Genomic DNA, 24,708 nt, shown 5'->3' on the forward strand with positions numbered 1-24,708 from the left:
GTGTGCCCTGCACCTCAGGTCAGTTTCGAAGGCCGTTCCTCGGCGGTCGCAGACCTCAAGGAGAGGTCGCCGCGCTGGGTGAAGGATGTCGCCAACCTGACCACGCGTCGCTACGCGATGGCGACCGCCGGGTGGCGCACCACTCCGGACTTCCTGGTGATCGGCACCAAGAGAGGCGGCACCACCGCGCTGTTCAACTACCTGCTCATGCACCCCGGAGTGCTCGGCCTGTTCCCGCAGCCGCGCGGCCGCAAGAGCAGCGACTACTTCTTCAAGGAGCTCGAGCGAGGGGAGGACTGGTATCGCTCGCACTTCCACACCACGGTCTTCCGGGAACGGAAGGGGCGCGAGCTCGGCTACCGACCCGCGTCCGGAGAGGCCTCTCCCTACTACCTCTGGGATCCGCGAGTGGCCGACGCCGTGCACGAGGTGGCGCCGGAGATCAGGGCGATCGCCCTGCTCCGGGATCCCGTGAAGCGGGCGTGGTCCCACTTCCAGGAGCGCAGGGCGAACGGTGTCGAGCCACTGGGCTTCGTGGATGCCCTGGCTGCGGAGGAGGACCGGCTGCAGGGTGAGGCTGAACGGATGGCCGCGGATCCGACCTACTACAGCGAGGCCCACGACTGGTACTCCTATCGTTCGCGCGGCATCTACCTGCCGCAGCTGCTGAACTGGAAGGCGCGATTCCCCGCGGGGCACTTGCTGGTGCTGCGCAGCGAGGACATGTATCGCGACGTGCAAGGCGTCTTCGACTCGGTCTGTGCCTTCTTGGGCCTGCCGCCGCACACCCTGCCCACCACCCGGGCGTTCGGTGCCAGGAGCAACCCGGAGTCGATGCCCGAGGAAGCCCGTGACCAGCTCACTGCGTTCTACGCGTCTCACAATCGGGATCTGGAGGAACACCTCGGGCGTTCCTTGGAGTGGTCAGCTGGAGCGGAGGCATGAGCCCGGCGGAGGCACCGCTCCTCTACATCGGCGGGTGGGGTCGCAGCGGCTCGACCCTGTTGGAGTGCCTGCTGGCCGAGCTCGACGACGTCGTGGTGCTGGGTGAGGTGGTCCACCTGTGGGAGCGCGGGCTGCGCCACAACGAGCGCTGTGCATGCGGTCAGCCCTTCCACGCGTGCCCGTTCTGGAGCGAGGTCGGGGAGCGCGCCTTCGGCGGGTGGTCGCGCGTCGATCCGGATCGTCTCGCGTGGCTGCGCCACGAGGTCGATCGGCAACGGCGGATCCCGCAGACCGGCCGGCTGCGGCCGACGCCTCGGACCGTCGCGCTCACCCAGGAGTACGCCGACCACTACCGGCGCATCTATGACGCGGCCCGCACGATCACCGGAGCCACGATCGTCGTCGACTCGAGCAAGGAGATACCGACAGCTCTCGCGCTGAGCCACGACCCGGTGATCGACCTGCGGGTGCTGCACATCGTCAGAGACAGTCGAGGCGTGGCCTACAGCTGGTCCAAGACCGTCACCCGCCCCGAGTCCACGACCGCCGAGCCGATGCAGCGCTACGGTCCTGCGACCAGCACGGCCTTCTGGCTCTCGGGGAACCTGACCGTCAAGGCGCTGGCCCATCGCGGCGTACCGCTCGTGCGGATGCGCTACGAAGACCTCGTCGACGCGCCGCAGGACTCGGTCGCGAGCGCCTGGCGCGCGCTCGGCCTGCCGGGCGCACCGAGGCTGCCGATGCTCGATGAGCACACCGTCGACCTGCATCCGACGCACTCGGTGGCCGGCAACCCCATGCGCTTCCGCACCGGACGGACCACGTTGGCGGCGGACACGTCGTGGCGCGAGTCGCTGCCCGTACGCGACCGGCGCCTGGTGACCGCGATGAGCTACCCGGTGCTGCGCAAGTGGGGCTACCTCGACGCGCGAACGAAGGAGCCGGCATGACCCGCACGCTGTTGGTCGCCTCGGCTGGCGGACACCTCGACGAGCTGCGCATCCACGCGCAACGACTCGGCATCGCCGAGAGCAACGCAGTCTGGGTGACCAGCCCGACGCCTCAGACCGAGTCACTCCTGGCCGGGCGGGACGTGGTCTGGGTGCCGCGGGTCGGGTCGGGTGAGGTTCGCAAGGCGATGGCCGGGGTGCCGGAGGCCGTGCGCATCCACCGCCGGGTGCGACCCGACCTGGTGGTGAGCACCGGGGCGCTGTTCTCCACGCCCCACCTGCTCGCGGCCAGACTGGCGCGTTGCGAGACCTGGTTCATCGACAGCGCGACCCGCGTCGCTGCTCCCTCGTCCACGGGCCGATTCGCGCAACACCTCACTCGCGCCAAGCTCTTCGCCCAGGGAGACGGGTGGGGTGATCCGCGCTGGACTCCTGTGCCGAGCGTCTTCGATTCCTTCGAGGTCGACCACACCGCAGCGCTCGATCCGCCCCCGGAGATCCGCAGGGCCGTGGTCACCCTCGGGTCCGAGCTGTGGCCCTTCGATCGCGCCGTACGCCGGGTGCTGGACCTGCTGCCCGATGCCGAGATCTGCTGGCAGACCGGGGTCACCGACTACCGACATGAGGGTCACACCCTGCAGCAGTGGCTGCCGGCCGAGGAGCTTCGCCGACGGATCCGCGAAGCCGACGTCGTGGTCATGCACGCCGGCGTCGGCTCCGCCTTGGTGTGCCTGGACGAGGGCAAGGTGCCAGTCATCCTGCCGCGTCGAAGCAGCAAGCAGGAGATGGTCGATGACCACCAGGTCGAGGTGGCCGGCATGCTCGCCGCCCGGTCACTGGCGATCAGCGTGGACCCGGACGATCTCAGTCGCGACGACCTGGACGCAGCTGCGGGGTTGCGGACACGGCGGACAACTCCAGTCCTGAGCTGAGTCCCCGATCGGCCGCGGACGGTGGGCCCTGCCGTGGCGAGACGACCCTGAGTGCCAGCGCGGCCGCGACCATCATCAGCGGCAGCCCGTAGGGCACGGCGCCGTAGTAGAAGAACTCGATGGATCCCACCAGCAACACGGTGTTGCTGGCCAGACCGGTGATGTCCCGACGACGCAGTGACCTGGCGAAGGCGGTCAGGAACCAGGCCATGAAGCAGAGCGTCGCGCCGGGTCCGTGGGACACCAGCACCAGCCAGAACTGCCCCTGGGTGCCCACTGGATCGAGGTTCGGGTTCTCGGCCTCGACGGTGACACCGTGCCCGAAGATCGGGGAGTCGGGCACGGTGCCGATCGACTGCTCGTACAACGAGGCACGGTCCTCGGTGCTCTTGCCGCCCTGCTCGGCTCGGTTCTCGAGTCGCTCGGTGGTCGGCAGGGCTTGATAGACGGTGAAGCCGAGCACAGCGACCACTGCCAGCACGACCAGGCCCTTGGGTCGGCCGGCGATCGCCAGGCGGAGGGCGCCGTAGACCAGGGCGATGCCCAACCCGATCAGCATGCCGCGGTTGAGAGTCAGGAATGCCGGCACCAGTGAGAGCGGGAGCATGGCAGCGACTGCCCAGAACCGGCGGGTGCCTCGCACCTGGATCAGGTAGACGATCACGAACGGCACCAGCAGTGAGTACACGTTGCCCCAGTTGTTCGTGTACAGGAAGGGTGCGCTGGGGCGCGGGTCGCTGGCGAAGAACGAGTCCGGGTCGTACTGGTTGAGTCGGCGGATCACCATGTGGTTGACCCACTCGTTGGACACGATCGACTGGGGGAGCAGGTAGCTCATCGGCGTCCGGAAGACCGCGGTCGGCAGCATCAGCGCGAGGTAGCCGCCGGCGACCGTGATCAGCCACCACACCGTCAGCACCCCGGTCACGAACCGTTGGGTCAGGGCCTCGCGGCTGTTGTAGACGTAGAGGAACAAGACCGTGCAGGCAAGGTAGACCGACTCGCGGTAGCCGAAGACGATCAGTTGACCGGGCCGATCGAGTCGGATCACCGAGAGTGTCGACCAGAGGAGGAAGAGCAACCAGATCCCGAAACCCCGCGGCGTCAGCACCGTCCGGGCACGGATCAGGTAGAGCGTCATCACCGCGGCCATCGGCAGCCAGATGAAGTCGACGATGCCGATCACCCACCAGAGGGGGAAGCCGGCGAACGCGACCGTCAACGGCCACGACGGGAGGCGGCCGGACGGGCGCAGGTGCTCGATTGCCGCGGGTCCGGTCAACGGCGCCCCCGGAATGCCGTCACCTGCCTGCGCATTCACATCACCGATTGTAGTGTGGGAGCGCGGTCACCACCGCGCTTTTGGCTGCCGGGACTCCCCGGGACGAGGTGACCAGCGGAAGGGACCGCGATGAGTGAGCACGTGGATGCCGGCACCTCCATGGACCTGGCGCGCTACGGCAACATCTTGCGCAGGCGCTGGCGGGTGGTTGCTCTGTGCCTCGTGCTGGGTCTGGGGCTGGCCGTGCTCTACCTGGCGATGGTTCCGCAGAAGCTCACCGCGGCCACGCAGGTTCAGATCAACGTGATCAGCACGGAACCGTTCACCTCCGACCGATCCAGCGCCGACCTGGTCGACCCTGAGACCGAGGTCCAGCTGGCTCGGTCCTCACGCGTCGTCACTGCTGCCGCGGAGGAGCTCTCCGGATCGATGACACCGGCGGACGTCCGAAGCGCCATGGAGGTCAGCGTGCTTCCGGAGGCAACGGTCGTGCGTATCGCGTTCACGGCTGACAGCAAGCGGGAGGCCACCGCAGCGGCCGACGCAATCGCGCAGGCCTACCTCGACTTCCGCTCCGACCAGGCTGCCGATCGGATCACGTCGATCTCCACGTCGCTGGGCAAGCGGCGTACCGAGGTCCTTGCCGGTCTCCGTGACGCGAACGCCCGCCTGAGCAAGGCCACCGCAGGAACTCCGGCGGCCACGCAGGCCGAGACCGACCGCCAGATCCTCAGTGCCGACCTCGACTCCCTCCTCGGTCAGATCAACAGTCTCAACTCGATCGACACCGGTGGCGGCACGATCCTGACCAGTGCCGCTGACGGCACGGTCACCGTCAGCCCGAATCGCTCCACGTTCGTGCTCGGCGGGCTGTTCGGCGGGCTGTTGCTCGGCATCGTGGCCGCCTTCACCGTCAACGTGCTCGACCGTCGGGTGCGCGACCCCTACGACATCAGTGGTGCCGGCGGTGGCGCCGTCCTCTCACGACTGACCTCCACCCGAGGCACCTTGGTTGCCGACGAGGCGGACGACGACGCGATCCGCAGCCTGCGAGAGCGTCTGCTCGCCTCGCTGCGCGTCGACAACCCGGTGATGTCGGTGATCGAGGTCAACCGTGGTCATGAGCAGCTCGACGTGCACGTCAACCTGGCCCGCAGCATCGTGGCCAGCGGTCTGCCGGTGGAGCTGCTTCTCCCCGAGCACTCCTCGGCGAATGTCGAGGCGCTCCGCGAAGGACTGGGGTTGCAACGGTTCGACAAGTCCGAAGGGTGGGAGCAGCTGAGGACGCCCACGATCCCCGGCCTGACTGTCACCGTTGCCTCTGCCACCGGCCAATCGGGGGTTCCGGCCGACCTCGTCGGTCAGCGACTGCGGTCAGGGTCATCCGGCCCCGGCCTCACGATCATCGCGCTTCCGCCGGATTCCAGCCGGGCTCTGCGGCTGGTCTCCGGTCGACTCGGGCATGCGGTGATCCTCATCGTGTCGGAGGGCGAGACCCGCATCGACCAGCTCGCCCGTCTGTCCACCGAGCTGCACGCCGTCGGCGCTGTCGTCCACGGCAGCGTCCTGGTTCCGCGTGGGCGTCGCACCGCCCTGCCTGTGGTCGAGAAGAAGACCGACCATTCGAGGGACGGCCACCCGAAGAGCGGGCGCACCAAGCGCGACAGGGCCGATGCTCGTCGTTCGTGACCTGGGTGCTCGGCGGGGTCAGCAGTTCGGGTCGTCGGGGAACGTGACGTCGCTGACCACCCACCCCCCGGCCTTGCGGGTCAGGGTGACCAGGTTGAGGGTGCGTTCCGGTGTGCCCTGGTCCAGGCCGACCTGGGCGCCGGAGCCGTCGAGGATGCGCACGCCGGAGTTGTCGACGCACACCTCCAGGGTGAGGGTCGCCGGCTTCGTCGTACGTGCGATCACGCGTTGACGCACGACGCGTCCCCGGCCTTCGACGTGCCAGTCGTTGTGGGCGTACTCGACGGCCAGGTTGATGGTCTGCCTGCGGGCATCGCCGACCACGCCCGCGGGCCCAGCACCCTTCGTGGTGGCGTCCGGGTCACCGAGGGCAGCGCCGGTGGCGTCGATCCAGGTGGTGACACCTGTGCGTGCCGCGGCTCGCACCGACGGGGGAACCGTGACTGCCGTGGGAGGTGCCGCCGGCGTGGGTGACGCCGAAGGATCCCCCGCAGCCTGACTGGTCGAGCCCGAGGGGGTGGACTTCGCTGTCGCCCTGTCGGCGGGGTCGTCGTCACCGGAGCAACTGGCGAGCAGCAACAGCGGCAGTACGCCTGCCACGATCGCCGCGCGCGTGACAGGACTGGGTGATCTGCGCATCGGACTCCCTCAGTGGGCACGGCCGAGTCCGGTGATTCACCGGCGGCCGCGACGTGGTGGTCCTAGTCTAGAGCGACATCGCTCACTTCTCAGGCCTTCGAGGAGTCGTCATTCCTCAGCCCACGCAGGGTTCTTCCGCACAGGGTGCAGTCGCGCGCCCCGGGCACGAACTGGCCCAGGCCGCTCGCGGCGGTGCGCTGACCTTTGCCGGAGTGGGGATCAGCTCGGCCCTCGGCTTCGTGCTGAGCGTCCTGTTGGCCCGAACACTCGGCACGACCGGTGCGGGCGTGGTCTTCCAGGCGACGGCTGCGTTCTGGATCGCACTCAGCTTGTCCCGGCTGGGCCTCGACACCACGGCGGTCTGGTTGCTGCCCCGGATGGTCTCGTCGTCACCACACCGGGTGCGTCCGGCCGTCGTCGGGCTCTTGGTCCCGGCCCTGGTGTCCTCCTCGATCCTGGCGTTGTGCTGGCTGATCGGCCGTCAGCTGCTCGCGGATCCGGCACCGGGGCGCCGTGCGGTCTACGAGTCCATCGACGTGGTTGCCTGCTTCCTGCCGGCGGCCGCGCTCACCACGGTGGCGCTCGCGGCGACCCGGGCGTTCGGCGGCGTGGTGCCCTTCAACGCGATCGACAACCTGGCTCTGCCGGCTCTGCGACCCCTGGGCGTGATCGTCGCCGTGGCTCTGGGGGGCGCCACCACCGCGGCGACCTTGGGCTGGGCGGTTCCGTGGGTGGTCGGCATGGTGGCCGCGCTGCTGGTGTTGCTGCGGATGCTGCGGCGACCGGCCTGGCAGGGCACCGGCGGACTGGTGCCAGACCGCGAGCTGCGCCGCACCATTGCCGGGTACGCCGGCCCACGGGCCGTGGCCGCTGCCCTCGAGCAGTCGATCATCTGGATCGACGTGATCCTGGTCGGTGTCATCGCGGGGTCGGCCGCGGCCGGTGTCTACGGCGCGGCTGCCCGCTTCGTTGCCGCGGGGGTCATCATCGCCACCGCGCTGCGGATCGTGGTGGCTCCCCGGTTCAGTGCCCTCCTGGCCCGCGGTGAGAAGGGCGCAGTGGAGGAGCTCTATTCGGTCACCGCCCGCTGGATCCTGTTGTTCGGCGCGCCGGTGTACCTGCTGTTGGCGGCCTTCGCACCCACCGTGCTGAGCTTCCTCGGTGAGGGCTTCGTCAAGGGCGCCGACGCCATGGTCGTGCTCTGCCTCGGTTCGATCGTGGTGCTCGCCGCCGGCAACGTGCAGTCGTTGCTGTTGATGAGCGGGCGCAGCGGGCTGGGCGCGCTGAACAAGTCGATCGTGCTGGCCTTCAACGTCGCCGGCAACCTCGTGCTGGTGCCGGTCATCGGCATCATGGGGGCGGCGATCACCTGGGCGGTCAGCATGCTGCTCGACACGGCCCTGGCCGCCTACCAGGTTCGGAAGACCACCGGCATCGCTCTCTCGCTCCGCTCGATCGGTCGGGTCATGGTGCTCGTGGCGGGGTGCATCGCCGTCCCCGCCTGGGCGATCGCACTGCTCTGGGGTCGCGGCGTTCCGCAGCTGTTGCTGGCCTTCGCCCTGTGTGGACTGCTCCTGGTCGGTGCCTGCATCCTGGACCGCAGGCGCCTGCAGCTGCACGAGCTGGCGGCGCTCGGTCGGCGCCGGGTCTCCTAACCCATCAGGGTGAGCGCTTGACCGACCAGGCCGAGGAGCGCTGCCTGGGAGATCCAGACCTTCTCCCACCCGCCGTTGCGCGAGGCCAGTGTCGCGGCTCGCTCCACGACGGTCAGCACGTAGACCGCGCCGACGGCGGGATGAAGTGACTGTGGCGTCCCCGCGGCGCGCAGGTGGGGAGCGGCCGCGGCCACGCATTCGCCGAGGCGTACGTCGGCCAGGTGGTGGGCCCTCAGCCGACGATCGCTGAAGTCCCAGTGCAGGGCATCGAGGCCGGCCACCGCGTCGGTCTCACTGGACTCCCAGTCCCACGCCCACAGGTGCCCGGTGGAGTCCCGGGCACAGTTCCAGGCGGTCAGGTCGCCGTGCCAACGGCTGCTGACCGGCACCGGCGCATGGAGCGTGCCCGTGCGGGCCGTGAGAGCGCGGACGGCCTCACCGAGCTCGCGGTGCATGATGCCGTCGTCGAGTCCGTCGAGCCGGGCCACCAGTGCCCGGTAGTGGCCGGTCGAGTGGATCGGCCCGGACCGATGCACGGGGCACAGGGAGTAGATCTCAGCGGGCGAGGGGGGGCCCGGGTCGTCGTACGACCCACGCACGTCGCCGGGCAGGGGCTCGGTGACCACCACCGGGTGGCCGTGGAAGTCCAGACTGGCCAGCACCCGCGGGGCCAGCATTCCGGCGCCAGGCTCGCGGACGAGTGCGGCCAGCGCACGGGCCTCCGTGGCGACGAACTCGTCGGCGACCGCGTTCCAGCCGAACTTCGCGTAGCCCGCCGGTGCACCGTCGGCGTCGACCAGTTGCAGGGTGGCCTTGCGGTTGGCTCCGGTGCGCACCCCGATGGAGGCATGGAGGGCCTCGCGGCCCAGCGCCTCGGCGAGGACGGCGAGGGGAAGGCCCGGAGCGGTCGTGCCTGCGCGCACCTGGACGGCCAGACGGGGGAGCGGGAACGGCAGCCCCACCCGTGCCGCGGTGCCCAGGGCAGCGCGCACGAGGTTCTCCCGGCGGCGACGTAGGCCCCGGTAGTTCATCAGGCTGCCGACCACAGCGGCGCGGGGACCGTCCGGCAACAGCATCCGCGCGCTCGCGACGCGCGGCAGCACCCGGTAGGCCTCGGCGTCGCGCCAGTGCGGATCAGGTTCCGGGTTGAGCACCACGCGGACGTCCTCGGACACAGCAGGTGCCCAGAGTTGCTGCTCGAGCATCGCGAGTGGTTGCACGCAGCAAGAGTATTCGCCACGTGAGGCGGCTGGTGCGTACTCAGGATTGGTGAAATAGGACCGAAGCCGAATTCGCTCCCGGCGCCCGGTCCTAGCGTGTTGATCGGTGGGGAGGTTCGGGTTCCCTCTGTGCATGAGCAATGACCAACACGATGCCGGAGGCGTTCATGGGTTCGACGACTTGCAAGGTGCTTGCCGGTGTCCTGGCGGCAGCAGGAACGGCCGTGCTGTCCACGGCCAGCGGTGGCAGTGCCCAGGCCGCGCCAGCGGCCGCGGTGGCACCCATCGACCCGGCGGTGCTGGGCACGACCCAGGCCGACGCGGCCGGATCCTGCTGGGAGATCAAGCAGGTCCGACCTGCCGCTCCCAGCGGTGACTACTGGCTGCTCACGCCGAAGATGAGCGCTCCCCAGGAGTTCTACTGCGACATGGTCACCGACGGCGGCGGCTGGGTCCTGATCGGGAAGGGCCGCGAGGGCTGGACGTCGTACTACGAGGGGAAGGGCCAGGCCAGTGCCCTGCTCAGCCCCGACATGGCGATGGGCCCGCAGGCTCACCAGCTCGGTGGGCATGACGTCGACGCGTTGCTCAACGGTCAGCTGGTCTCGACACTGCCCGACGGCGTGCGGATTCGCAGAGCGGCCAACTCGACCGGCACCCAGTGGCAGGAGGCGAGAGTCCGGTTCGCCAAGATGCGCGGCTGGGCCTGGACGTTCGGCTCCCAGCACCCGTTGGCCGGCTACTCGTTCGACGGAGCCCCGGGATCGGGAGGCTCCTGGCAGTCCTTCGGGTCCGGTCAGCTGCTCACCCGGATGGTGACCACCACGAACTCCGGCAAGAACTTCCGCTACGGCTACGGGTACGGCTCCTCGATCGCCGGCTTCAACAACAACACCTCCTACCTGTGGGCCGAGGGCGACGGTGTCGGTGGCGCTCTGCCCTATGCGCAGGTCTACCTGCGGCCCCAGGTCCTGTCCACGGACCCCGGGTTCACCCCGATCCCCGATGACGGCACCGAACCGGTCGAACGCACGGTCGTGCCCCGGTCGACGGCCATGGTGACCCCCTGGGGCGTCAGTGGGATCGCCGGCTCGACGGGCCGTGAAGGCTCGGTCGAGGTGCAGGCGATGACCCAGTCCGGCAACAACATGTACGTCGGCGGCAACTTCGCGTACGTCCAGCGGGACGCGGCCGGAACCGGCCGGGTGAACCAGCCGTTCCTTGCGGCCTTCGACATCGACACCGGTGAGTGGATCTCCGGCTTCCGCCCCACGCTGAACGAGCAGGTGCGGTCGTTGACCACCCTGCCGGACGGGACCGTGGTCGCCGGCGGTGACTTCTCCCAGGCCAACGGTCAGCCGGCCACCGCGATCGTGGCACTCAACCCCACCACCGGTGCGACCCGCTCCACCTGGAACGTGCGCATCGAGAACCGGACCACGGCCGGGACGCTGATGGTGCGAACACTCGACGTCAGTGGCGCCTTCGTCTACATCGGTGGCTCCATGACGCACTTCTCCGGTGGCTCCACGCCCAACACCGCCCGTTACATGCGCAACCTCGGACGGGTCTCGGTCGCCAACGGAACGCCCAGCTCCGACTGGAACCCGGACTTGAACGGCACCGTCGTGAGCATCGACGGCTCCGACGACACCAACCGGACGTACGCCGCCGGCTACTTCGACAGCTCGCAGGGCAACCCCTCCAACAGCGCAGCCGCGATCCAGACCGCGTCGGGTGCCAGTCTGGCCACGCCGACCTGGGCGCCGGTCTGGAGCTCGACCCGGCAGGACTACCAGCAGGGAGTCATGGAGGTCGGGGACCGGGTGTGGATCGGTGGTTCCGAGCACAACTTCTTCTCCTACGACACCTCCACGTTCCAACGCCTCAGCGGGGAGATCGCCAACAACAAGGGTGGCGACGTCCAAGCAGTGGCTGCCTCTGCCGGCGTTGTCTATCAGGGCAATCACGCGAGTGACATGACCTATTCCAACGCCTTCTTCTGGCCGACGATGAACTCCGACTGGACCGAGGCGAACACGGTGAAGTGGGCGGCCGCGTTCGATGCGTCGACGGGTGCGCGGATCCCTGACTTCGTGCCGACCATGAGCCTTCGTCTGGGCTCCGGCATCTGGGCGATCGAGCCGGACACCAACGGAACGATCTGGATGGGCGGTGACATCACCAACGTCCAGACCAACCAGGGTGGCCGGTTCTCCGGCGGCTTCGCGCGCTTCCCGATGCAGGACTCCACCGCTCCGGGCACGCCGGCGAGCTTCCGGATGACCAGTGAGACCGCCACCACCGCCACGCTCGAATGGGGCAACGTGACCGACGCCTCCGGTGGCATTCACTACCAGGTCCTGCGCGACGACAGGACCGTCGCCGCGACGACCGGCAACACCCGCGTTCTCACCGTGCCCAAGAGCGAGACCGGCCGCTACTTCATCCGCGCCGTCGACGGGGAGGGCAACGTCGGAGCCAGCAGCAACGTCCTGGTGCTGGGCAGCGGCGAGGTGCCGCCGACGGCCGCGTTCACCTGGTCGGCTGACCGGGAGAAGCTGAGCGTCGACGGCAGCACATCGAGCAGCGCCACGGGCAACATCGTCGGTTGGTCCTGGAACTTCGGAGACGGGTCCACCGCGAACGGCGCGACCGCCACGCACAGCTACGCGACCGGCGGCGACTACCTGGTGACGTTGACGGTGACCGATGACGACGGCAACGCGAGCTCGTCCGGTCAGAGCGTGACCGTCGGCAACCCGCCGAACCCGAGCCCGACCGATCTCTACGGCGCCGAGGTCTTCGACCAGGTGCCCTGGGCCTACTACCGCCTCAACGAGGCGGGCGGCACGACCGCGGCTGACGCGGGTCCGGACGGACGAAACGGCACCTACTCCGGGTCGATCAGCTATCGACAGCCCGGGGCCCTGGTCAACACTGACGACCCGGGCATCGCCACCAACGGTTTCAACGGTTTCGTCGCCTCGCCCCGGGTGAGCACGGCACCGACGGAGTTCACCATCGGCGTCTGGTTCCGCACCACCAGCCTGCTCGGCGGCCGACTGATCGGCTACGGCAACTCCAACAGCGGGGACTCCACGCAGTACGACCGTCACCTCTACATCACCAACAACGGTCAGATCGTGTTCGGTGCCTACAACGGGGCGGAGAACCGGGTCACCTCACCGGGCACCTATCGCGACGGCAGCTGGCACTACGCAACCGCGTCCCTCTCGCCGACCGTCGGCATGCGTCTCTACATGGACGGCCAGCTGGTCGACTCGAACCCGAACACCACCGCCGAGAACTTCCTCGGCTACTGGCGAGTCGGTGGTGACTCCCTGTGGTCCGGCGCGTCCTCGCGCTATCTCGCCGGCAACATCGACGAGGGGGTGGTCTACCTGAAGACGCTCACCGCCGCCCAGGTCGCCGAGCAGTGGCGCCTCGGCGCGACCTCGGTGACCCCGCCGGCGAACACCGCGCCGACAGCGCACCTCTCGGCCTCGATGAACCAGCTCGCAGGCAGCTTCGACGCCAGTGCGTCCACTGATGCGGAAGGACCGCTCAACTCCTTCAGCTGGGACTTCGGTGACGGGGGGACCGGCACCGGGCAGACCCCGACGCACACGTACGCAGCGGCCGGTGACTACGACGTCACCGTGACGGTCACCGACGCGGGTGGGCTCACCGACACAGCGACCGAGACGGTCACCGCGGTCGCCCCACCGGTGACGGAGGTCGTGGTCGCCAACGGCGCCAACTGGCGCTACCGGTACGAGACCGCGGCGCCGCCGACCACGTGGAAGGACGTGGACTTCGACGCCACGTCGTGGGACCAAGGTGACGCCGTCCTGGGCTTCGGTGCGACCGCGGTGGCGACCGACATCGACGACTTCGCGACCCCGCAGGACCGGGCCCGTGCGGCCTACTTCCGGAGGGCCTTCCAGGTCTCCGACGCTTCTCGGGTCACCCAGTTGGCTCTCCGGTCTGTGGCCGATGACGGGGTCGTGATCTACGTCAACGGGGTCGAGGTGACCCGATCGAACATGCCCACCGGCACGATCACGCACACCACCTATGCACCCTCGGCACAACGAACGGCAGTGGCGAATGCGTCGCCGGTCCTCGTCGACGTTCCTCTCGGACTGCTCCGGAACGGCACCAACGTGATCGCCGCCGAGACGCACCTGAACTACCGGAACACCACCGACTTCACCTTCGATCTGCGTGCCACGATGACCTCGCAGCAGGCCGCTGGCCCACCAGCCGACCCGATCGCGCTGTTCACCGTCGACACGACCGGACAGAGCGTGAGCGTCGATGCCGGGACGTCGTACGACCCGGACGGCGTGATCAGCAGCTATGCCTGGACGTTCGGTGATGGTGCGGACACCGGGCGGGTGGTGAACCACCACTACGCCGTTCCCGGTGACTACGACATCACGCTGACCGCCACCGACAACTCGGGACGCACGGCGAGCACGACGCGCCATGTGTCAATCGCGGCGCAACCCGCTACTGACGTGGTCATCCCAGCCGGCTCCGACTGGCGCTGGCGCTACGCGACTGCGGCGCCCCCTGCCGATTGGAATGCGCGCACGTTCGATGCTTCCGCCTGGAACCTGGGTGCCGGCGCGTTCGGGTGGGGAGCGCCCATCGTGGTCACGAACATCGACACGTTCGCCGACCCCACCGACCGACCTCGTACGGCGTACTTCACCAAGTCGTTCCAGGTCTCCGACGCCTCTGACGTCACCCGACTGCTGCTCGAGTCGGCCGGGGACGACGGCGCGGTGGTCTACGTGAACGGGACCGAGGTTGCACGGTCGAACATGCCTACCGGTGCGATCACGCACACCACATATGCGTTGTCGGGCCGTCGTTACACGGTCGCGGCCAACGACCCGATCTCCGTCGAAGTTCCGCTCGGGCTGCTGGTCGACGGCACCAACACGGTCGCCGTCGAAACGCATCTCAACTACCGCCGCACCACTGACCTGACCTTCGACCTGTTGGCCACGCTCACTCACAACTGATCGGCAGATGACATGAAGAGCAACAGGCGTACGGGCGCCGGACTGCTACGCCTGGTCGCGGCGGGACTGCTGGGCGCCTCGCTCGGCATCCTGGCCAACGGCACGTTGGCGCCGGCATCGGCCGAGGTCTTCGTCGACTCGACCCCCGACCCGTCGTGGAGGGTCAACGGCACGGTGTACGCCACCAAGATCGTGGGGGACACCGTGTTCGTGGGCGGATCCTTCTCGACGGCGACGAGCCCAACCGGGCAGAACGTGGCGCGGCGGAACCTGGCGGCGTTCAGCATGACCAACGGTGCGCTCCTCACTGGCTGGCGCGCGGACGCCGGATCCACGGTTCGGGCCATCGAGACCGATGGCACCTCGATCTATGTCGGCGGGTCCTTCGGCCAGATCGACGGCGTCACACGTCAACGCATGGCCAAGGTCAGTGTGGGCACCGGCGAGGTCGACCCGGGCTTCCGTCCCAACTTCAACGGCAACGTTCGGGCGATCGACCTCGATGCCACGGACGTCTACGTCGGTGGCAACTTCACCGCGGTGGACGGGATCACCCGGCAGCGCATCGTCAAGCTCTCGCGCGACGGCACGGTGGACCCGCAGTTCGACGCGCGCGCCAACAATTACGTGTGGGGGGTCGCCAAGGCGCCCTCGTCGTCCTCGGTCTACGTCTCCGGGCCTTTCACCACCCTCAACGGAGTCACCCGCACGGGGGTGGGAGCGCTGGACACGACGACCGGTGCGACCACCAACCGTGTCTTCGGCAGTGCGGTCAACCCGACGCTCGGCCTGGCCGTCAACGACGACGGCTCCCGGCTGTACGGCGCCGGTGGGACCTGGCGCAACGCCGTGTCGGCCTGGAACACCAGCACCGGCAACCGGATCTGGACCCGCATGACCGGCGGTGACATCCAGGCCGTGGACTACTTCCAGGGCACTGTCTACTTCGGATTCCACGACGGGTACCAGAACGACACCCAGATCAAGGTCTTGGCCGCGGACGCTGAAACGGGTGCGCTCGACGCAGGCTTCCGACCACGGTTCAACCGGTTCTGGGGAGTGATGGCGATCGACGCCTCTCCGCGGGGCGTGGTCGTGGGTGGTGACTTCACCCAGGTCAGTGGAGTGGCGGCGCAGGGATGGGCCAGGTTCACCGGCACCGGAGCGGCACCGGCACCACCCCCACCACCGTCCGGTGACGTGCTGAGCATCCCGGCCAGCGATGACGCCACGATCCAGCAGGACCAACCGCAGGCGAACGCCGGCGCTGCCGACCGACTCCAGGTCGACAGCAGCCCGGCCGTCATGGACTCGCTGATGCGGTTCGAGGTCAACGGAACGAGCGGACGTCAGGTCCAGCGGGCCGTGCTGCGCGTCCACAACCTGGATCGTTCGGACCGTGGGGGCGTGGTGTCGCCGGTCGCGACCAACTGGAACGAGGACGACGTCACCTGGGCCAGCGCCCCGCCGGCGGAGGCTCCGGTGGGTGTCCTTCCCGATGTGGAGGTCGGATCCTGGTACGAGATCGACGTGACCAACCTGGTCACCGGCGACGGCCCGGTCGCCCTGCGCCTCTCGCCGCAGTCGGCGAACGGTGCGGACTATGCGTCATCGGAGTCGAACGGTCTCGGGCCGGTCCTCGTGGTGACGCTGGCAGCGCCATGATCTCGCGAGGGGGGATGGTCCGGCTGCTGGTCGCCGGGCTGCTGGCGACGGCGTTGAGCCTCGTCGTCGACGGTGTCGGCTCCGCCGCCATGCTGAGGGAAGCCAAGCAGGTGCCCGCGGCATCCTGGAGGGTCAACGGCAGGGTGCACGCCACCACGATGGTGGGCAACACCGTGATCGTGGGCGGCGCCTTCACGGCAGCGATCAGCCCCCGGGGTGTCGTGGTGCGGCGGCGCAACCTGGCCGCCTTCGACATGCGTACGGGTGCCCTGCTCACCAACTGGCAGGCCGATGCCGGAGCGCCGGTGTGGACGATGGAGAACGACGGTGTCTACGTCTATGTCGGGGGAGCGTTCGGTCGGGTGGATGGCCTCCTCAGGACGCGGATGGCGAAGATCAGGGTCGCCACCGGGGTGGTGGACCCGACCTTCCGGCCCAGCTTCAACGGCACCGTGCGTGCGATCGACGTGGATGCTGCGGCGGTCTACGTCGGTGGTCGATTCACCAAGGTGAACGGGGCGACCCGCTTGCGGATTGCGAAGGTCTCGCGCCGCGGCACTCTGGACCAGCGGTTCAGGCCGCGCTCCGACAAGGTCGTGTGGGGCCTGGCCAAGCCTCGGTACTCCTCGACGGTCTTCGTCTCCGGCCCCTTCAGCAGGCTCAACGGGGTGCGGCGCAACGGGGTCGGGGCGGTCCGGGCACGCACCGGTGCGACCACGGGCCGTGCCTTCGCGCACGCTGCCAGGCCGACGCTCGGCCTCGCCGTGAACAGTGACGGCTCCCGGCTGTACGGCGCCGGCGGCACGAACACCAACACCGCCGCGGCCTGGAACACCCGCACGGGCGCTCGGCTCTGGGGCGTGAGGGTGATGGGTGACGTCCAGGCGATCGAGTACTACCGCGGCCGCGTCTATTTCGGATTCCATGACGGCTACAAGGGCAACCGCAAGATCAAGCTGCTCTCAGCGTCCGCGTCCACCGGCGCGGTCGACCCCCACTTCCGGCCGCAGTTCAACGGGTTCTGGGGTGTGCTCGCGATCGACGTCTCGGCCCGGGGCGTGGTGGCCGGAGGTGACTTCACCCGAGTCGGGGGCGTCGCGGCACGCGGGTGGGTGCGGTTCCGGCGCTGACCGTGCCTGAGCTGAACCTCACGAGCCCTGCTCGATCCGGAAGACCGGCCTGGCCAGTGATCCGTTGAGCTGATCGGTCGCCGAGCGGACCGGGTCGCCGTTGTGGGCCAGCTTGCCTCCCACCGACAGCGGGATCGTCGGATCGTCGAACGTGACACTGCCGATGGGGCCCGACCCGGTGTAGCTGGCGTGGGATCCGTCGTCCAGATCGGTGACCTCGAGCACCAGCTGCTCCCCGACTCGGTGGCACAGCACCCGGACCCAGCGTTCGAGCCCGATCATGTCGGTCGCACGCACGATCACCTTGCCTTCGTCACCGTGCACGGTGCAGGCCGGGCGGCGGCCGTCGAGCTCGGCCTTGAACATGGCCGGATCGCTGGACAGGCCGCGTTGGACCACGTTGTCACCGTTGTCGACCGACGAGCCGAACGACTCCTCGTCGAGGCGTACGTCGGCCCCGAAGCTGAAGTCCGCGGCGCCGGGGGCGAGCAGGTCGACGGTGCCGGTGTTGCGGATGCGCAGCACGGCACGCGGCACCACGTCGGCGTCCGTGAACTGCGGAAACCTGATGGCCGTCGGCCCGACAGTGACCGCGGGGTCGAGTGAGACGGCGCCGTCGTCCAGGCTGGCAACACCGATGTCGAGCCCGGGGGAGTCGGGCAGGGCGGGCCGGTCATTCGACCACGTCAGGTCCACCTGTGAGTCACCGCTGCCGCTGACCCAATCACGCCACGCCTGCACCGACGCAGGATCTGTGAGCTTGAAGTCACCGTCACGGGTGGACTGGAAGTAGGTGACGAAGGCGGCGCCCTGCTCGTCGAAGAACGCCGCAGACTCGGTCAGCCACCGCGCGCGCCCCCGGCCGTCGTCGCCCGGGACGAGCTGGGTCCCGGTCTCGGCAATGCCCCAGGGCTTGCCGGACTGCTTGGACGCCGCGACGACGGGTGCGAACAAGGCCGGCGGATCGACGTACGACGTGGGCACGGAGGTTGCGCTGTTGTAGGGATCCCAAGCGAGGACTGAGATGTAGTCGTCGCCCGGGTAGTAGTCGCGCCAGTCGCGACCGGACTCCTTCTCGGCAGTCCAGCCGGTGAGGATCAGGGTGGGGTAGAGGTTCGGTCGGCACAGCGTGCCGACCAGGTCGACAAGGTGACGCCAGGCCGCGACGTACTGCTCGGTGGTGAAGCTGCCGTCGTCGACGTGGCTCTCCGGCTCGTGGAAGTAGCTCCAGAAGATCGGCGCGTCCTGCGGGGCCTCACGGAAGTAATCGAGCAGGCGGTCGTCGTACGTGCCGGCGACGATCTCGGCCGGCGGCTCCCGGAACGAGGTGACCACCGCGCGGCCCTTGAACAACTCGGACCGGCGCCCCCACGCGTCGTCGGGTGGCACCGTTGCGTCGAACTGACGCACGATGGGCAGCCGTCCGAAACGGGAGTCGTTGAGGGCCAGCGCTTCGTCCAGTGACCCGTCGGAACTCGAGAGGTTCGTGCCGACAAGGGTGGCACCACTGGTGTAGTCGGGGGCCGGCGAACACTCGTCGGGCGCGGACTGCTCGGTCGGCGACGCGCCGCAGGCCGCCACCAGGGCACTGAGGCACCCGGTGGCGACCCCTAGCCGCAGACGCCTCATCCCCCGACCTTAGGCCGAGGGATGAGGCGTTGTTTCAGGAACGGCGGATCCAGGCCTTCCAGGCATCGATCGAGGGCTGGTCCCTCAGCTCGAAGTCCTGGTCGCGGGTGGACTGGAAGTAGGTCACGTACTTCGCACCCTTGCTGTCGAAGTAGGCACCCACCTTCGTCAGCCAGGCCGCACGCTGGACTCCGCTCGCGTCACCGCTGATCCGAGCCGAACCGGTTTCTGCGATGCCCCAGGGCTTGCCGACCTCCTTGGACTCGCGCAGGACGTCGGCGTAGAGCGTGGTCGGGTCGGCGTACCTCGTCGGCGCACTGCTGGCGCTGTTGTACGGGTCCCACGACATGACCGAGACGTAGTTGTTCCCCGGGTAGTAGTCCTGCCAGTCGCGGCCGGAGGACTCGCTGGCGGTCCAACCGGTCAGGATCAGCGTCGGATAGAGGTTGTCCCGGCACAGCGAGGCGGCGATGTCGACCACGTGGCGGAAGGCGGCACGGAACTGGGCGGCAGTGAACGAGCCCTGCTTCGCGATCTCGGCGTCGGCCTCGTGGAAGTAGCTGTAGAGGATCGTGTTGTCGGGCGCTTCCTGGAACCAGGCGCGGATCTTGGCGTCGAACTTGCCGCTGAGGATCTCCGCCGGAGCCTCTCGGAACGAGGCCACGATCATCTTGTTGCCGAGTGCGGGCGCGCGACGGCTCCACGCCTTGTCGGGCGGGATGGTCGGGTCGAAGGTGCGGACCACGGGCACCGGGCCGAACTTGGACTCGACATCGTCGACCGACTCGGCCAGCGTCTGGCCGCTCGTGGAGAGGCTGGTGCCGAACCTGGTTCCGGCCTGCGTGTACGCCGGCGCGGTGGCGCAGCCGCGTGAGCTGCTGACGGTGCTGGTGGCGGCGGGCCTCGCGGCGACCTGGTAGACGGGGCTCTTGCTGCCTTCGCTGCCGGCCAGCAGGCGGCCGCCGGTGCGGTTGTACTCGAGCGACTCGCCCTGGCGGCGCGAGGGCACCGAGACCTTGCGCGCCCGTGAGGTCAGCGTGCGATAGGTGTACGCCGACCCGTAGGTGCCGATCGCGTATCCGCGGCCGCTGGGGTTGAACGTGGCGCTGGTGACCTTGGTGGGGGCCCCTCGCAGCTTGCGCAGTCGGTTGACCTTGGTGGTCGACAGCCTCCTGGGCGCGACGTAGACGGCACCCCGGTCCTGCTTGGAGACGATGAACACCCGACCCGTGCGCGGGTGCACCATCATGCCCTCGGAGTCGTGATGACCGTCGGGGTAGACGAACCGGAAGCGGGTCGCCTTGACCGTTCGGTTGTAGAGAGCCGACGGCTCACGGAACCGGTAGACCTGGATGCTCGAGCGGGACCGCGCGTTGTCGCCGGTGTCGCCGACCCAGAGGGTGTGGTTGGGGCCGGTCGACATGTCCTCCCAGTCATACGACTTGGCCCCGCGCAAGGTGATCACGGCCTTGGTGGTCCCGTTGCCACGCACCGCGAACACGCGGGGACGGTCACCGCTGTCGTTGTGGGTGAACAGGGTGTTGCGGCGGTACGTGCTGTGGGCGAGGCCGCTGGACTCCGTGACGCGGCTGTCGAGGATGCGACGGTTCACCGGCGCCAGGGCCGCTGCCGTTGCGGTGGCGGCCGTGGCCGCGCTGTTCGTGACCGGTGCGGTCGATGCTGCGGCCGGCGACCAGGTCATCGTGGTGGCCGTGACGGCCAGCCCCGTGATGACCGACAGGGCCAGCGCAAGGCGCTTGCGAGGGTGGGACATGGGGTGCTCTCTCCGGTTTGTCGCGGGTCGGGGTCATGGACGTGGGCCAGATGGTTCGCGACGGCGAGCACGCTACGACGGATTCCTTGACAAGTGTCTAGCCTCTCCCCATTTTTGGGGACGGTTCGTTACGGGTGATCACCAGAGGGACGAATGAGTCCTCATTCACGCGCTGAGCCGGCTCGTGGTCTTCTCCAGGGGTTGTCCGGGAGGCCGGCCCGACGTTCAGTAGGCTCGCGTCGTGACCCCTGAGACCCCGCTGCCTGCCGATGCCCGCTCCGATGACCACGCCTTCGCCTCCTGGCTCGCCACCGTCGCCGGTGAGCGCCTGCTCGAGGTGCGCGGCCAGGGACTGGAGGGCCGCGAGCTGAAGGACGCCGGTGACGCCGCCGCCCAGGCCCTGATCGCCGAGCTGCTGGCCGAGCACCGTCCCGAGGACGCGGTTCTCTCGGAGGAGGCGGCCGACGACAAGGTGCGCCTGAACGCGACCAGGGTCTGGATCATCGATCCCCTCGACGGCACCCGCGAGTTCTCCGAGCCGCCGCGCGACGACTGGGCGGTCCACGTGGCGCTGTGGGAGAACGGCGAGCTCACGGTCGGGGCCGTCGCCCAGCCGGCCCTCGGAGAGACCTTCAACACCGGAACTCCCTCGGCGGTTCCGCCGCGTACGTCGACCCGCCCGCGGATCGCGGTCTCGCGCACCCGGCCACCGGCGTTCGTGCAGGCGCTCGCCGAGGAGATCGACGCCGAGCTGGTGCCGATGGGCTCGGCCGGGGTGAAGGTGATGTCGGTCGTGCGCGACGTCGCCGACGCCTACGTGCACGCGGGTGGACAGTACGAATGGGACAACGCCGCACCGGTCGCCGTGGCGCGCGCCGCGGGCCTGTTCTGCTCACGCGTCGACGGCTCCGAGCTGGTCTACAACAAGGACGACGTCTCACTCCCCGACCTGATCGTCTGCCGGCCCGAGCTGGCCGAACAGATCGTCGAGTTCGTCAAGCGCAACGGCACCGACTGAGATCGTGGTGATCCGGCACGTCCTGCTCGACGCTGACGGGGTGGTCCAGGACCTCCCCGGCGGCTGGCAGGCCGCGCTGGCGCCGTGGGTGCCCGAGCCCGAGGCGCTCTTCGCCCGCCTCGCGGCCGACGAGGAGGCCTGCATCCGCGGCGAGGGGCCGTTCATGCCCGTGCTGGCGCGGCACCTTCAGGCGCTGGGCGTGAACGCCGCGGCCCACGACGTGTACGACGCGGTGTGGTCGAGCATCGAGGCGGTGCCGGCCGTGCTGGGGCTGGTCGAACGGCTCAGGAACGCCGGCGTCGGTGTTCATCTGGTCACGAACCAGAATCCGGAGCGGGCGGCGTACATGCGCGAGCATCTGGGCTACGACGCGGTCTTCGACTCCGCCTACTACTCCTGCGAGATCGGCCTGGCCAAGCCGGACCTGGCCTTCTTCGAGCACGTCTTGTCGGACCTCGGTGCGCCGGGTGAGCAGGTGCTGTTCATCGACGACTCGCTGCGCAACGTCGAGGGTGCCCGGGTTGCCGGGGTGGCGGCCGAGCACTGGCACCACCGCACCGGCACGCCCGCGCTGGTCGATCTGTTGGTCGGCCACGGGATCAGTGCCTGATCGGAACCGCGCGATCGGTTCGGCCCGGAAGTGGATTGAAGCCCCCCGCCATCGGATGGCGAGGGGCTTCGTAGCGCAGGGGTGGACCTGAACGCTGATCCGCTGCCGGGGGTGGGGTGGCAGACGGGTTGTGGTTCCAGAGGGCGTCCGGGGGGATGGTTGCCAACTGGACTTGACTGAACTTTACTCAATCCCAGGCGAGGATGTCTCGTCTTTGGGAGAATTGACACGAAGTCGCCAGCTGATCTCGGCGGACGACGATTTCGGCCGTAGAAGTGAGCATGCGCGACCGATCTTGCGGCCCACTGGGTCTGGGCCAGTGGGCGGGACTGTGCGGTCGTGGTGCCTGGAAGTGCCCGTTCACCAAATTGACCGAGTTCCTGGGAGGAACCAGATGCGTACCACGACCAAGAAGATGCTGGCTGCACTGATCATCACCGCGATTGCCACGATGGGGATCGCCGGCCCGGCGGAGGCCAAGCCGACCAAGGGCAACGGCGGTGCGGGGGTCGTCCAGAAGCTGAACGACACCTGGTGCTGCTGAGCGCCGTGCGGAGTGGTCGTCGGTCCTCCGTCGGCCCAATCCTCAGACGAGGGTGCGGCTGAGGGTGCTCGACGTGCGGACCCGCAGTCCCACAGACGCTGCGGCGCTGCGGTACGCATGTCGGGCAGCCTCTCCATCACCCAGCTCGTCGAACAGTGACGCCAGCTCGAACCAGAGCTGTGCGGCGCTGCGGTCTGCGCCGATGCTGGTGAGGATGCTGACGGCGGCGCGGTAGGCCACGTCGGCAGCCCCCACCTCGCCGAGCACGGTCAGGGCCTGCCCCTCCATGTATTTCGCGTCCGCGGCAACGTGCGGGGCGACGACCTCGACGGCCTCGAACACCTGCACGCTGAGTTCGCGCGCGCCCTCGGCGTCACCGGCCAGGTAGCGCGCTCGGGCGAGCGAGAGATCGTTCTTGGCGATGTCGACCGGAGTGGCTCGGGCCCACTCGTACTCACGTGCCGCCTGCTCGAGATTGCGGCGCGCGTCGTCGACGGCCGGCGGATCGAGTGACAGCTGCATGGTTCCCAGCTGTTGGCGGAGTCGCGCCAGGTTGCGCGTGTCCTTTCCCTCGCCGAGCAGTGCCAGGGCACGCTCGGCCAAGGGCACCGCGGCCGCGGTGTCACCGCGATGCGACTCCATGATGGCCGTGTTCCAGTACGCCGATGCGCGGGCTGTCGGCGAACCGAGCTGCTCGGCACGCGCAACCGCCGTACGACAGATCCTGACCGCGTGTCCGGTGTCGCCGCGCTCGAAGTAGGCCGAGGCGAGGGTCACGGCAAGCTGCACGTGCTCGTCGCACGCGTCGAGTCCGGCGTCCATCACCTGATCGAGGAGTCGTTGTCCACGGTCGATCGCCGTCGAGAGATCGCCGGAGTCGCGATAGCACCGGGTCAGCGCGATGCCTGCCCTGATGCGGAGCAGTGTCGCGCGGTCGTCAGCCACCAAGGACTCCAGCTCCAGGACGGCGTCGTCGAGTTCGCCGAGGCCTTCGAGGGCCAGTGCGTGGAGGTGGTGCGCCCGCTCCGCGAGCTCGTCGAGGGAGGCGGCCTCGGCGCGGACCAGGGCGGCGCTGGCCTGGTCTCTCGCCTCCTGGGCTTCGCCCGACTCGAGAGACAGCTCGGCAAAGTCGAGCGTCAACCGGATCTCGTCGTACTCGGCCGGCGCGACGCCGCCGAGCAGCTCCTCCAGGCCCACGCCCATCCGGGCGGCGAGGTCGGTCAGCACCCGGCCGTTGGGGCGTCGCTGCCCCGACTCGATCCGCGAGACGTAGCCGGTGGAGATGCGCTCGCCCGCCAGGTCGGTCTGGGTGAGCCCCTTGGCGACCCGTGCCGCTCGCAGGCGCTGGCCCAGCACGGCAGGGTCGATGCGTCCGAGCAGAGCGGCCTGATGTGAGTCCATCCGACAATTGTGACTGCCCCGGGAAAGATTTGGGCAAGAATTGTCCGATCCCCGGGTCAAATGGCTTCGAGGTCCGCTAGTCCGAGCACCACATCCAGCCCGAGCAGCACGCGGTCCGCAGATCAGGTCGCCGGGGAGGAGGCGAAGAAACGGGTCGACAGGTGATGGTGGCCGTGGAAACACTGATCGCATGACCTCCTTCATCTCGCACACGTCGGTCGACTGCGGCAACGCCTACGAGCTCTCGGAATGGTGGAAGGCGCTGCTCGGCTACCAGGACATCGAGGGGGATCCGAACCTGCCGGGTCATGAGGAGTGCATGATCGTGCACCCCGACACCGGCCACCAGGTGCTGTTCATCGAGGTGCCGGAGGCCAAGCGGATCAAGAACCGGATCCACTTCGATCTGCGTCCGACCGACGGGACCCGTGATCAGGAGGTCGCCCGGCTGCTCGGTCTCGGCGCCACTCAGGTCGCCGACCACCGTGAGATCCGGGGCGACGGCACCGGTTGGGTCACGCTGGCCGATCCGGAGGGCAACGAGTTCTGCGTCTTGCGTTCCGAGGCCGAGCGCGCCGCCGGCTGA

The 24,708-nt window shown here is 68.8% G+C and carries 18 protein-coding genes; 12 read left to right on the forward strand and 6 right to left on the reverse strand.

Going from position 1 to position 24,708, the window contains the following annotated elements:
* Genes NJ4_RS17000 through NJ4_RS17010 form a run of 3 tightly spaced genes read left to right on the forward strand, consistent with a single transcriptional unit; the run spans position 1 to position 2,827 of the window.
* On the forward strand, positions 1 to 945 hold the full coding sequence (locus NJ4_RS17000) for a sulfotransferase family protein (protein WP_067437802.1): 945 nt from the start codon (positions 1 to 3) through the stop codon (positions 943 to 945).
* Positions 942 to 1,895 (forward strand): sulfotransferase, encoded by a 954-nt coding sequence (locus tag NJ4_RS17005; protein WP_067437804.1) that lies wholly within the window; start codon positions 942 to 944, stop codon positions 1,893 to 1,895. The genes NJ4_RS17000 and NJ4_RS17005 overlap by 4 nt, the downstream gene beginning before the upstream one ends.
* Positions 1,892 to 2,827 (forward strand): glycosyltransferase, encoded by a 936-nt coding sequence (locus tag NJ4_RS17010; protein ID WP_067437806.1) that lies wholly within the window; start codon positions 1,892 to 1,894, stop codon positions 2,825 to 2,827. Before NJ4_RS17005 ends, NJ4_RS17010 begins: the two co-directional genes overlap by 4 nt.
* Here the strand turns inward: NJ4_RS17010 and NJ4_RS17015 are convergent.
* The gene (locus NJ4_RS17015; protein ID WP_157551186.1) at positions 2,760 to 4,148 is read right to left on the reverse strand and encodes an O-antigen ligase family protein; all 1,389 of its coding nucleotides are present in this window, start codon (positions 4,146 to 4,148) and stop codon (positions 2,760 to 2,762) included. The genes NJ4_RS17010 and NJ4_RS17015 overlap by 68 nt on opposite strands.
* 90 nt (positions 4,149 to 4,238) lie before the next feature.
* Here NJ4_RS17015 and NJ4_RS17020 point away from each other — a divergent pair, with 90 nt between their 5' ends.
* Entirely contained in the window at positions 4,239 to 5,798 is a 1,560-nt protein-coding gene (locus tag NJ4_RS17020; protein WP_067437809.1) for a Wzz/FepE/Etk N-terminal domain-containing protein, read from the forward strand.
* Between the two features lie 18 nt (positions 5,799 to 5,816).
* On the opposite strand, the gene NJ4_RS17025 is transcribed toward NJ4_RS17020, so the two are convergent.
* Positions 5,817 to 6,437 (reverse strand): RAD23 family protein, encoded by a 621-nt coding sequence (locus NJ4_RS17025; protein WP_157551187.1) that lies wholly within the window; start codon positions 6,435 to 6,437, stop codon positions 5,817 to 5,819.
* A gap of 197 nt (positions 6,438 to 6,634) precedes the next feature.
* On the opposite strand from NJ4_RS17025, the gene NJ4_RS17030 reads away from it, so the two are divergent.
* Positions 6,635 to 8,092, forward strand: a complete 1,458-nt coding sequence (locus NJ4_RS17030; RefSeq protein ID WP_407668076.1) for an oligosaccharide flippase family protein — start codon at positions 6,635 to 6,637, stop codon at positions 8,090 to 8,092.
* Here the strand turns inward: NJ4_RS17030 and NJ4_RS17035 are convergent.
* A complete protein-coding gene (locus NJ4_RS17035) occupies positions 8,089 to 9,312 on the reverse strand; it encodes a hypothetical protein (RefSeq protein ID WP_157551188.1) in 1,224 nt (407 codons plus the stop codon). The genes NJ4_RS17030 and NJ4_RS17035 overlap by 4 nt on opposite strands.
* A 167-nt stretch (positions 9,313 to 9,479) precedes the next feature.
* On the opposite strand from NJ4_RS17035, the gene NJ4_RS17040 reads away from it, so the two are divergent.
* Genes NJ4_RS17040 through NJ4_RS17050 form a run of 3 tightly spaced genes read left to right on the forward strand, consistent with a single transcriptional unit; the run spans position 9,480 to position 17,146 of the window.
* On the forward strand, positions 9,480 to 14,351 hold the full coding sequence (locus NJ4_RS17040) for a PKD domain-containing protein (RefSeq protein WP_157551189.1): 4,872 nt from the start codon (positions 9,480 to 9,482) through the stop codon (positions 14,349 to 14,351).
* Between the two features lie 12 nt (positions 14,352 to 14,363).
* A complete protein-coding gene (locus NJ4_RS17045; RefSeq protein WP_067437818.1) occupies positions 14,364 to 16,016 on the forward strand; it encodes a CBM96 family carbohydrate-binding protein in 1,653 nt (550 codons plus the stop codon).
* Complete coding sequence (locus NJ4_RS17050) at positions 16,013 to 17,146, forward strand: hypothetical protein (RefSeq protein WP_157551190.1); 1,134 nt, start codon at positions 16,013 to 16,015, stop codon at positions 17,144 to 17,146. Before NJ4_RS17045 ends, NJ4_RS17050 begins: the two co-directional genes overlap by 4 nt.
* Before the next feature lie 18 nt (positions 17,147 to 17,164).
* Here NJ4_RS17050 and NJ4_RS17055 read toward each other — a convergent pair whose 3' ends face one another.
* Both NJ4_RS17055 and NJ4_RS17060 read right to left on the reverse strand, forming a co-directional pair.
* Positions 17,165 to 18,775: a glycoside hydrolase family 26 protein gene (locus tag NJ4_RS17055; protein ID WP_157551191.1), complete on the reverse strand. Its 1,611-nt coding sequence runs from the start codon at positions 18,773 to 18,775 to the stop codon at positions 17,165 to 17,167.
* A gap of 34 nt (positions 18,776 to 18,809) precedes the next feature.
* Entirely contained in the window at positions 18,810 to 20,549 is a 1,740-nt protein-coding gene (locus NJ4_RS17060; RefSeq protein ID WP_067437824.1) for a glycoside hydrolase family 26 protein, read from the reverse strand.
* 241 nt (positions 20,550 to 20,790) lie between these two features.
* Here NJ4_RS17060 and NJ4_RS17065 point away from each other — a divergent pair, with 241 nt between their 5' ends.
* The 3 genes from NJ4_RS17065 (at position 20,791) to NJ4_RS25720 (ending at position 22,721) form a co-directional block, all read left to right on the forward strand.
* The gene (locus NJ4_RS17065) at positions 20,791 to 21,567 is read left to right on the forward strand and encodes a 3'(2'),5'-bisphosphate nucleotidase CysQ (RefSeq protein WP_082748814.1); all 777 of its coding nucleotides are present in this window, start codon (positions 20,791 to 20,793) and stop codon (positions 21,565 to 21,567) included.
* Positions 21,568 to 21,571: 4 nt separating this feature from the next.
* A complete protein-coding gene (locus NJ4_RS17070; protein ID WP_067437826.1) occupies positions 21,572 to 22,177 on the forward strand; it encodes an HAD family hydrolase in 606 nt (201 codons plus the stop codon).
* A gap of 394 nt (positions 22,178 to 22,571) precedes the next feature.
* Entirely contained in the window at positions 22,572 to 22,721 is a 150-nt protein-coding gene (locus NJ4_RS25720) for a hypothetical protein (RefSeq protein WP_157551192.1), read from the forward strand.
* A gap of 42 nt (positions 22,722 to 22,763) precedes the next feature.
* Here the strand turns inward: NJ4_RS25720 and NJ4_RS17075 are convergent, their stop codons facing one another.
* The gene (locus NJ4_RS17075; protein ID WP_067437828.1) at positions 22,764 to 24,122 is read right to left on the reverse strand and encodes a helix-turn-helix domain-containing protein; all 1,359 of its coding nucleotides are present in this window, start codon (positions 24,120 to 24,122) and stop codon (positions 22,764 to 22,766) included.
* Between the two features lie 190 nt (positions 24,123 to 24,312).
* Here NJ4_RS17075 and NJ4_RS17080 point away from each other — a divergent pair, with 190 nt between their 5' ends.
* Positions 24,313 to 24,708: a VOC family protein gene (locus tag NJ4_RS17080; RefSeq protein ID WP_067437830.1), complete on the forward strand. Its 396-nt coding sequence runs from the start codon at positions 24,313 to 24,315 to the stop codon at positions 24,706 to 24,708.

Source organism: Nocardioides jensenii JCM 1364 = NBRC 14755 (assembly GCF_001552535.1).
In the GTDB taxonomy this organism is placed as follows: Bacteria; Actinomycetota; Actinomycetes; order Propionibacteriales; family Nocardioidaceae; genus Nocardioides; species Nocardioides jensenii.

Excerpts from the sequence above, each read along its gene's own strand:
- NJ4_RS17005 (WP_067437804.1), top strand. The coding sequence starts at position 942 with ATGAGCCCGGCGGAGGCACCGCTCCTCTACATCGGCGGGTGGGGTCGC.
- NJ4_RS17010 (WP_067437806.1), top strand. The coding sequence starts at position 1,892 with ATGACCCGCACGCTGTTGGTCGCCTCGGCTGGCGGACACCTCGACGAG.
- NJ4_RS17020 (WP_067437809.1), top strand. The coding sequence starts at position 4,239 with ATGAGTGAGCACGTGGATGCCGGCACCTCCATGGACCTGGCGCGCTAC.
- NJ4_RS17025 (WP_157551187.1), bottom strand. The coding sequence starts at position 6,437 with ATGCGCAGATCACCCAGTCCTGTCACGCGCGCGGCGATCGTGGCAGGC.
- NJ4_RS17040 (WP_157551189.1), top strand. The coding sequence starts at position 9,480 with ATGGGTTCGACGACTTGCAAGGTGCTTGCCGGTGTCCTGGCGGCAGCA.
- NJ4_RS17045 (WP_067437818.1), top strand. The coding sequence starts at position 14,364 with ATGAAGAGCAACAGGCGTACGGGCGCCGGACTGCTACGCCTGGTCGCG.
- NJ4_RS17050 (WP_157551190.1), top strand. The coding sequence starts at position 16,013 with ATGATCTCGCGAGGGGGGATGGTCCGGCTGCTGGTCGCCGGGCTGCTG.
- NJ4_RS17055 (WP_157551191.1), bottom strand. The coding sequence starts at position 18,775 with ATGAGGCGTCTGCGGCTAGGGGTCGCCACCGGGTGCCTCAGTGCCCTG.
- NJ4_RS17060 (WP_067437824.1), bottom strand. The coding sequence starts at position 20,549 with ATGTCCCACCCTCGCAAGCGCCTTGCGCTGGCCCTGTCGGTCATCACG.
- NJ4_RS25720 (WP_157551192.1), top strand. The coding sequence starts at position 22,572 with ATGCGTACCACGACCAAGAAGATGCTGGCTGCACTGATCATCACCGCG.
- NJ4_RS17075 (WP_067437828.1), bottom strand. The coding sequence starts at position 24,122 with ATGGACTCACATCAGGCCGCTCTGCTCGGACGCATCGACCCTGCCGTG.
- NJ4_RS17080 (WP_067437830.1), top strand. The coding sequence starts at position 24,313 with ATGACCTCCTTCATCTCGCACACGTCGGTCGACTGCGGCAACGCCTAC.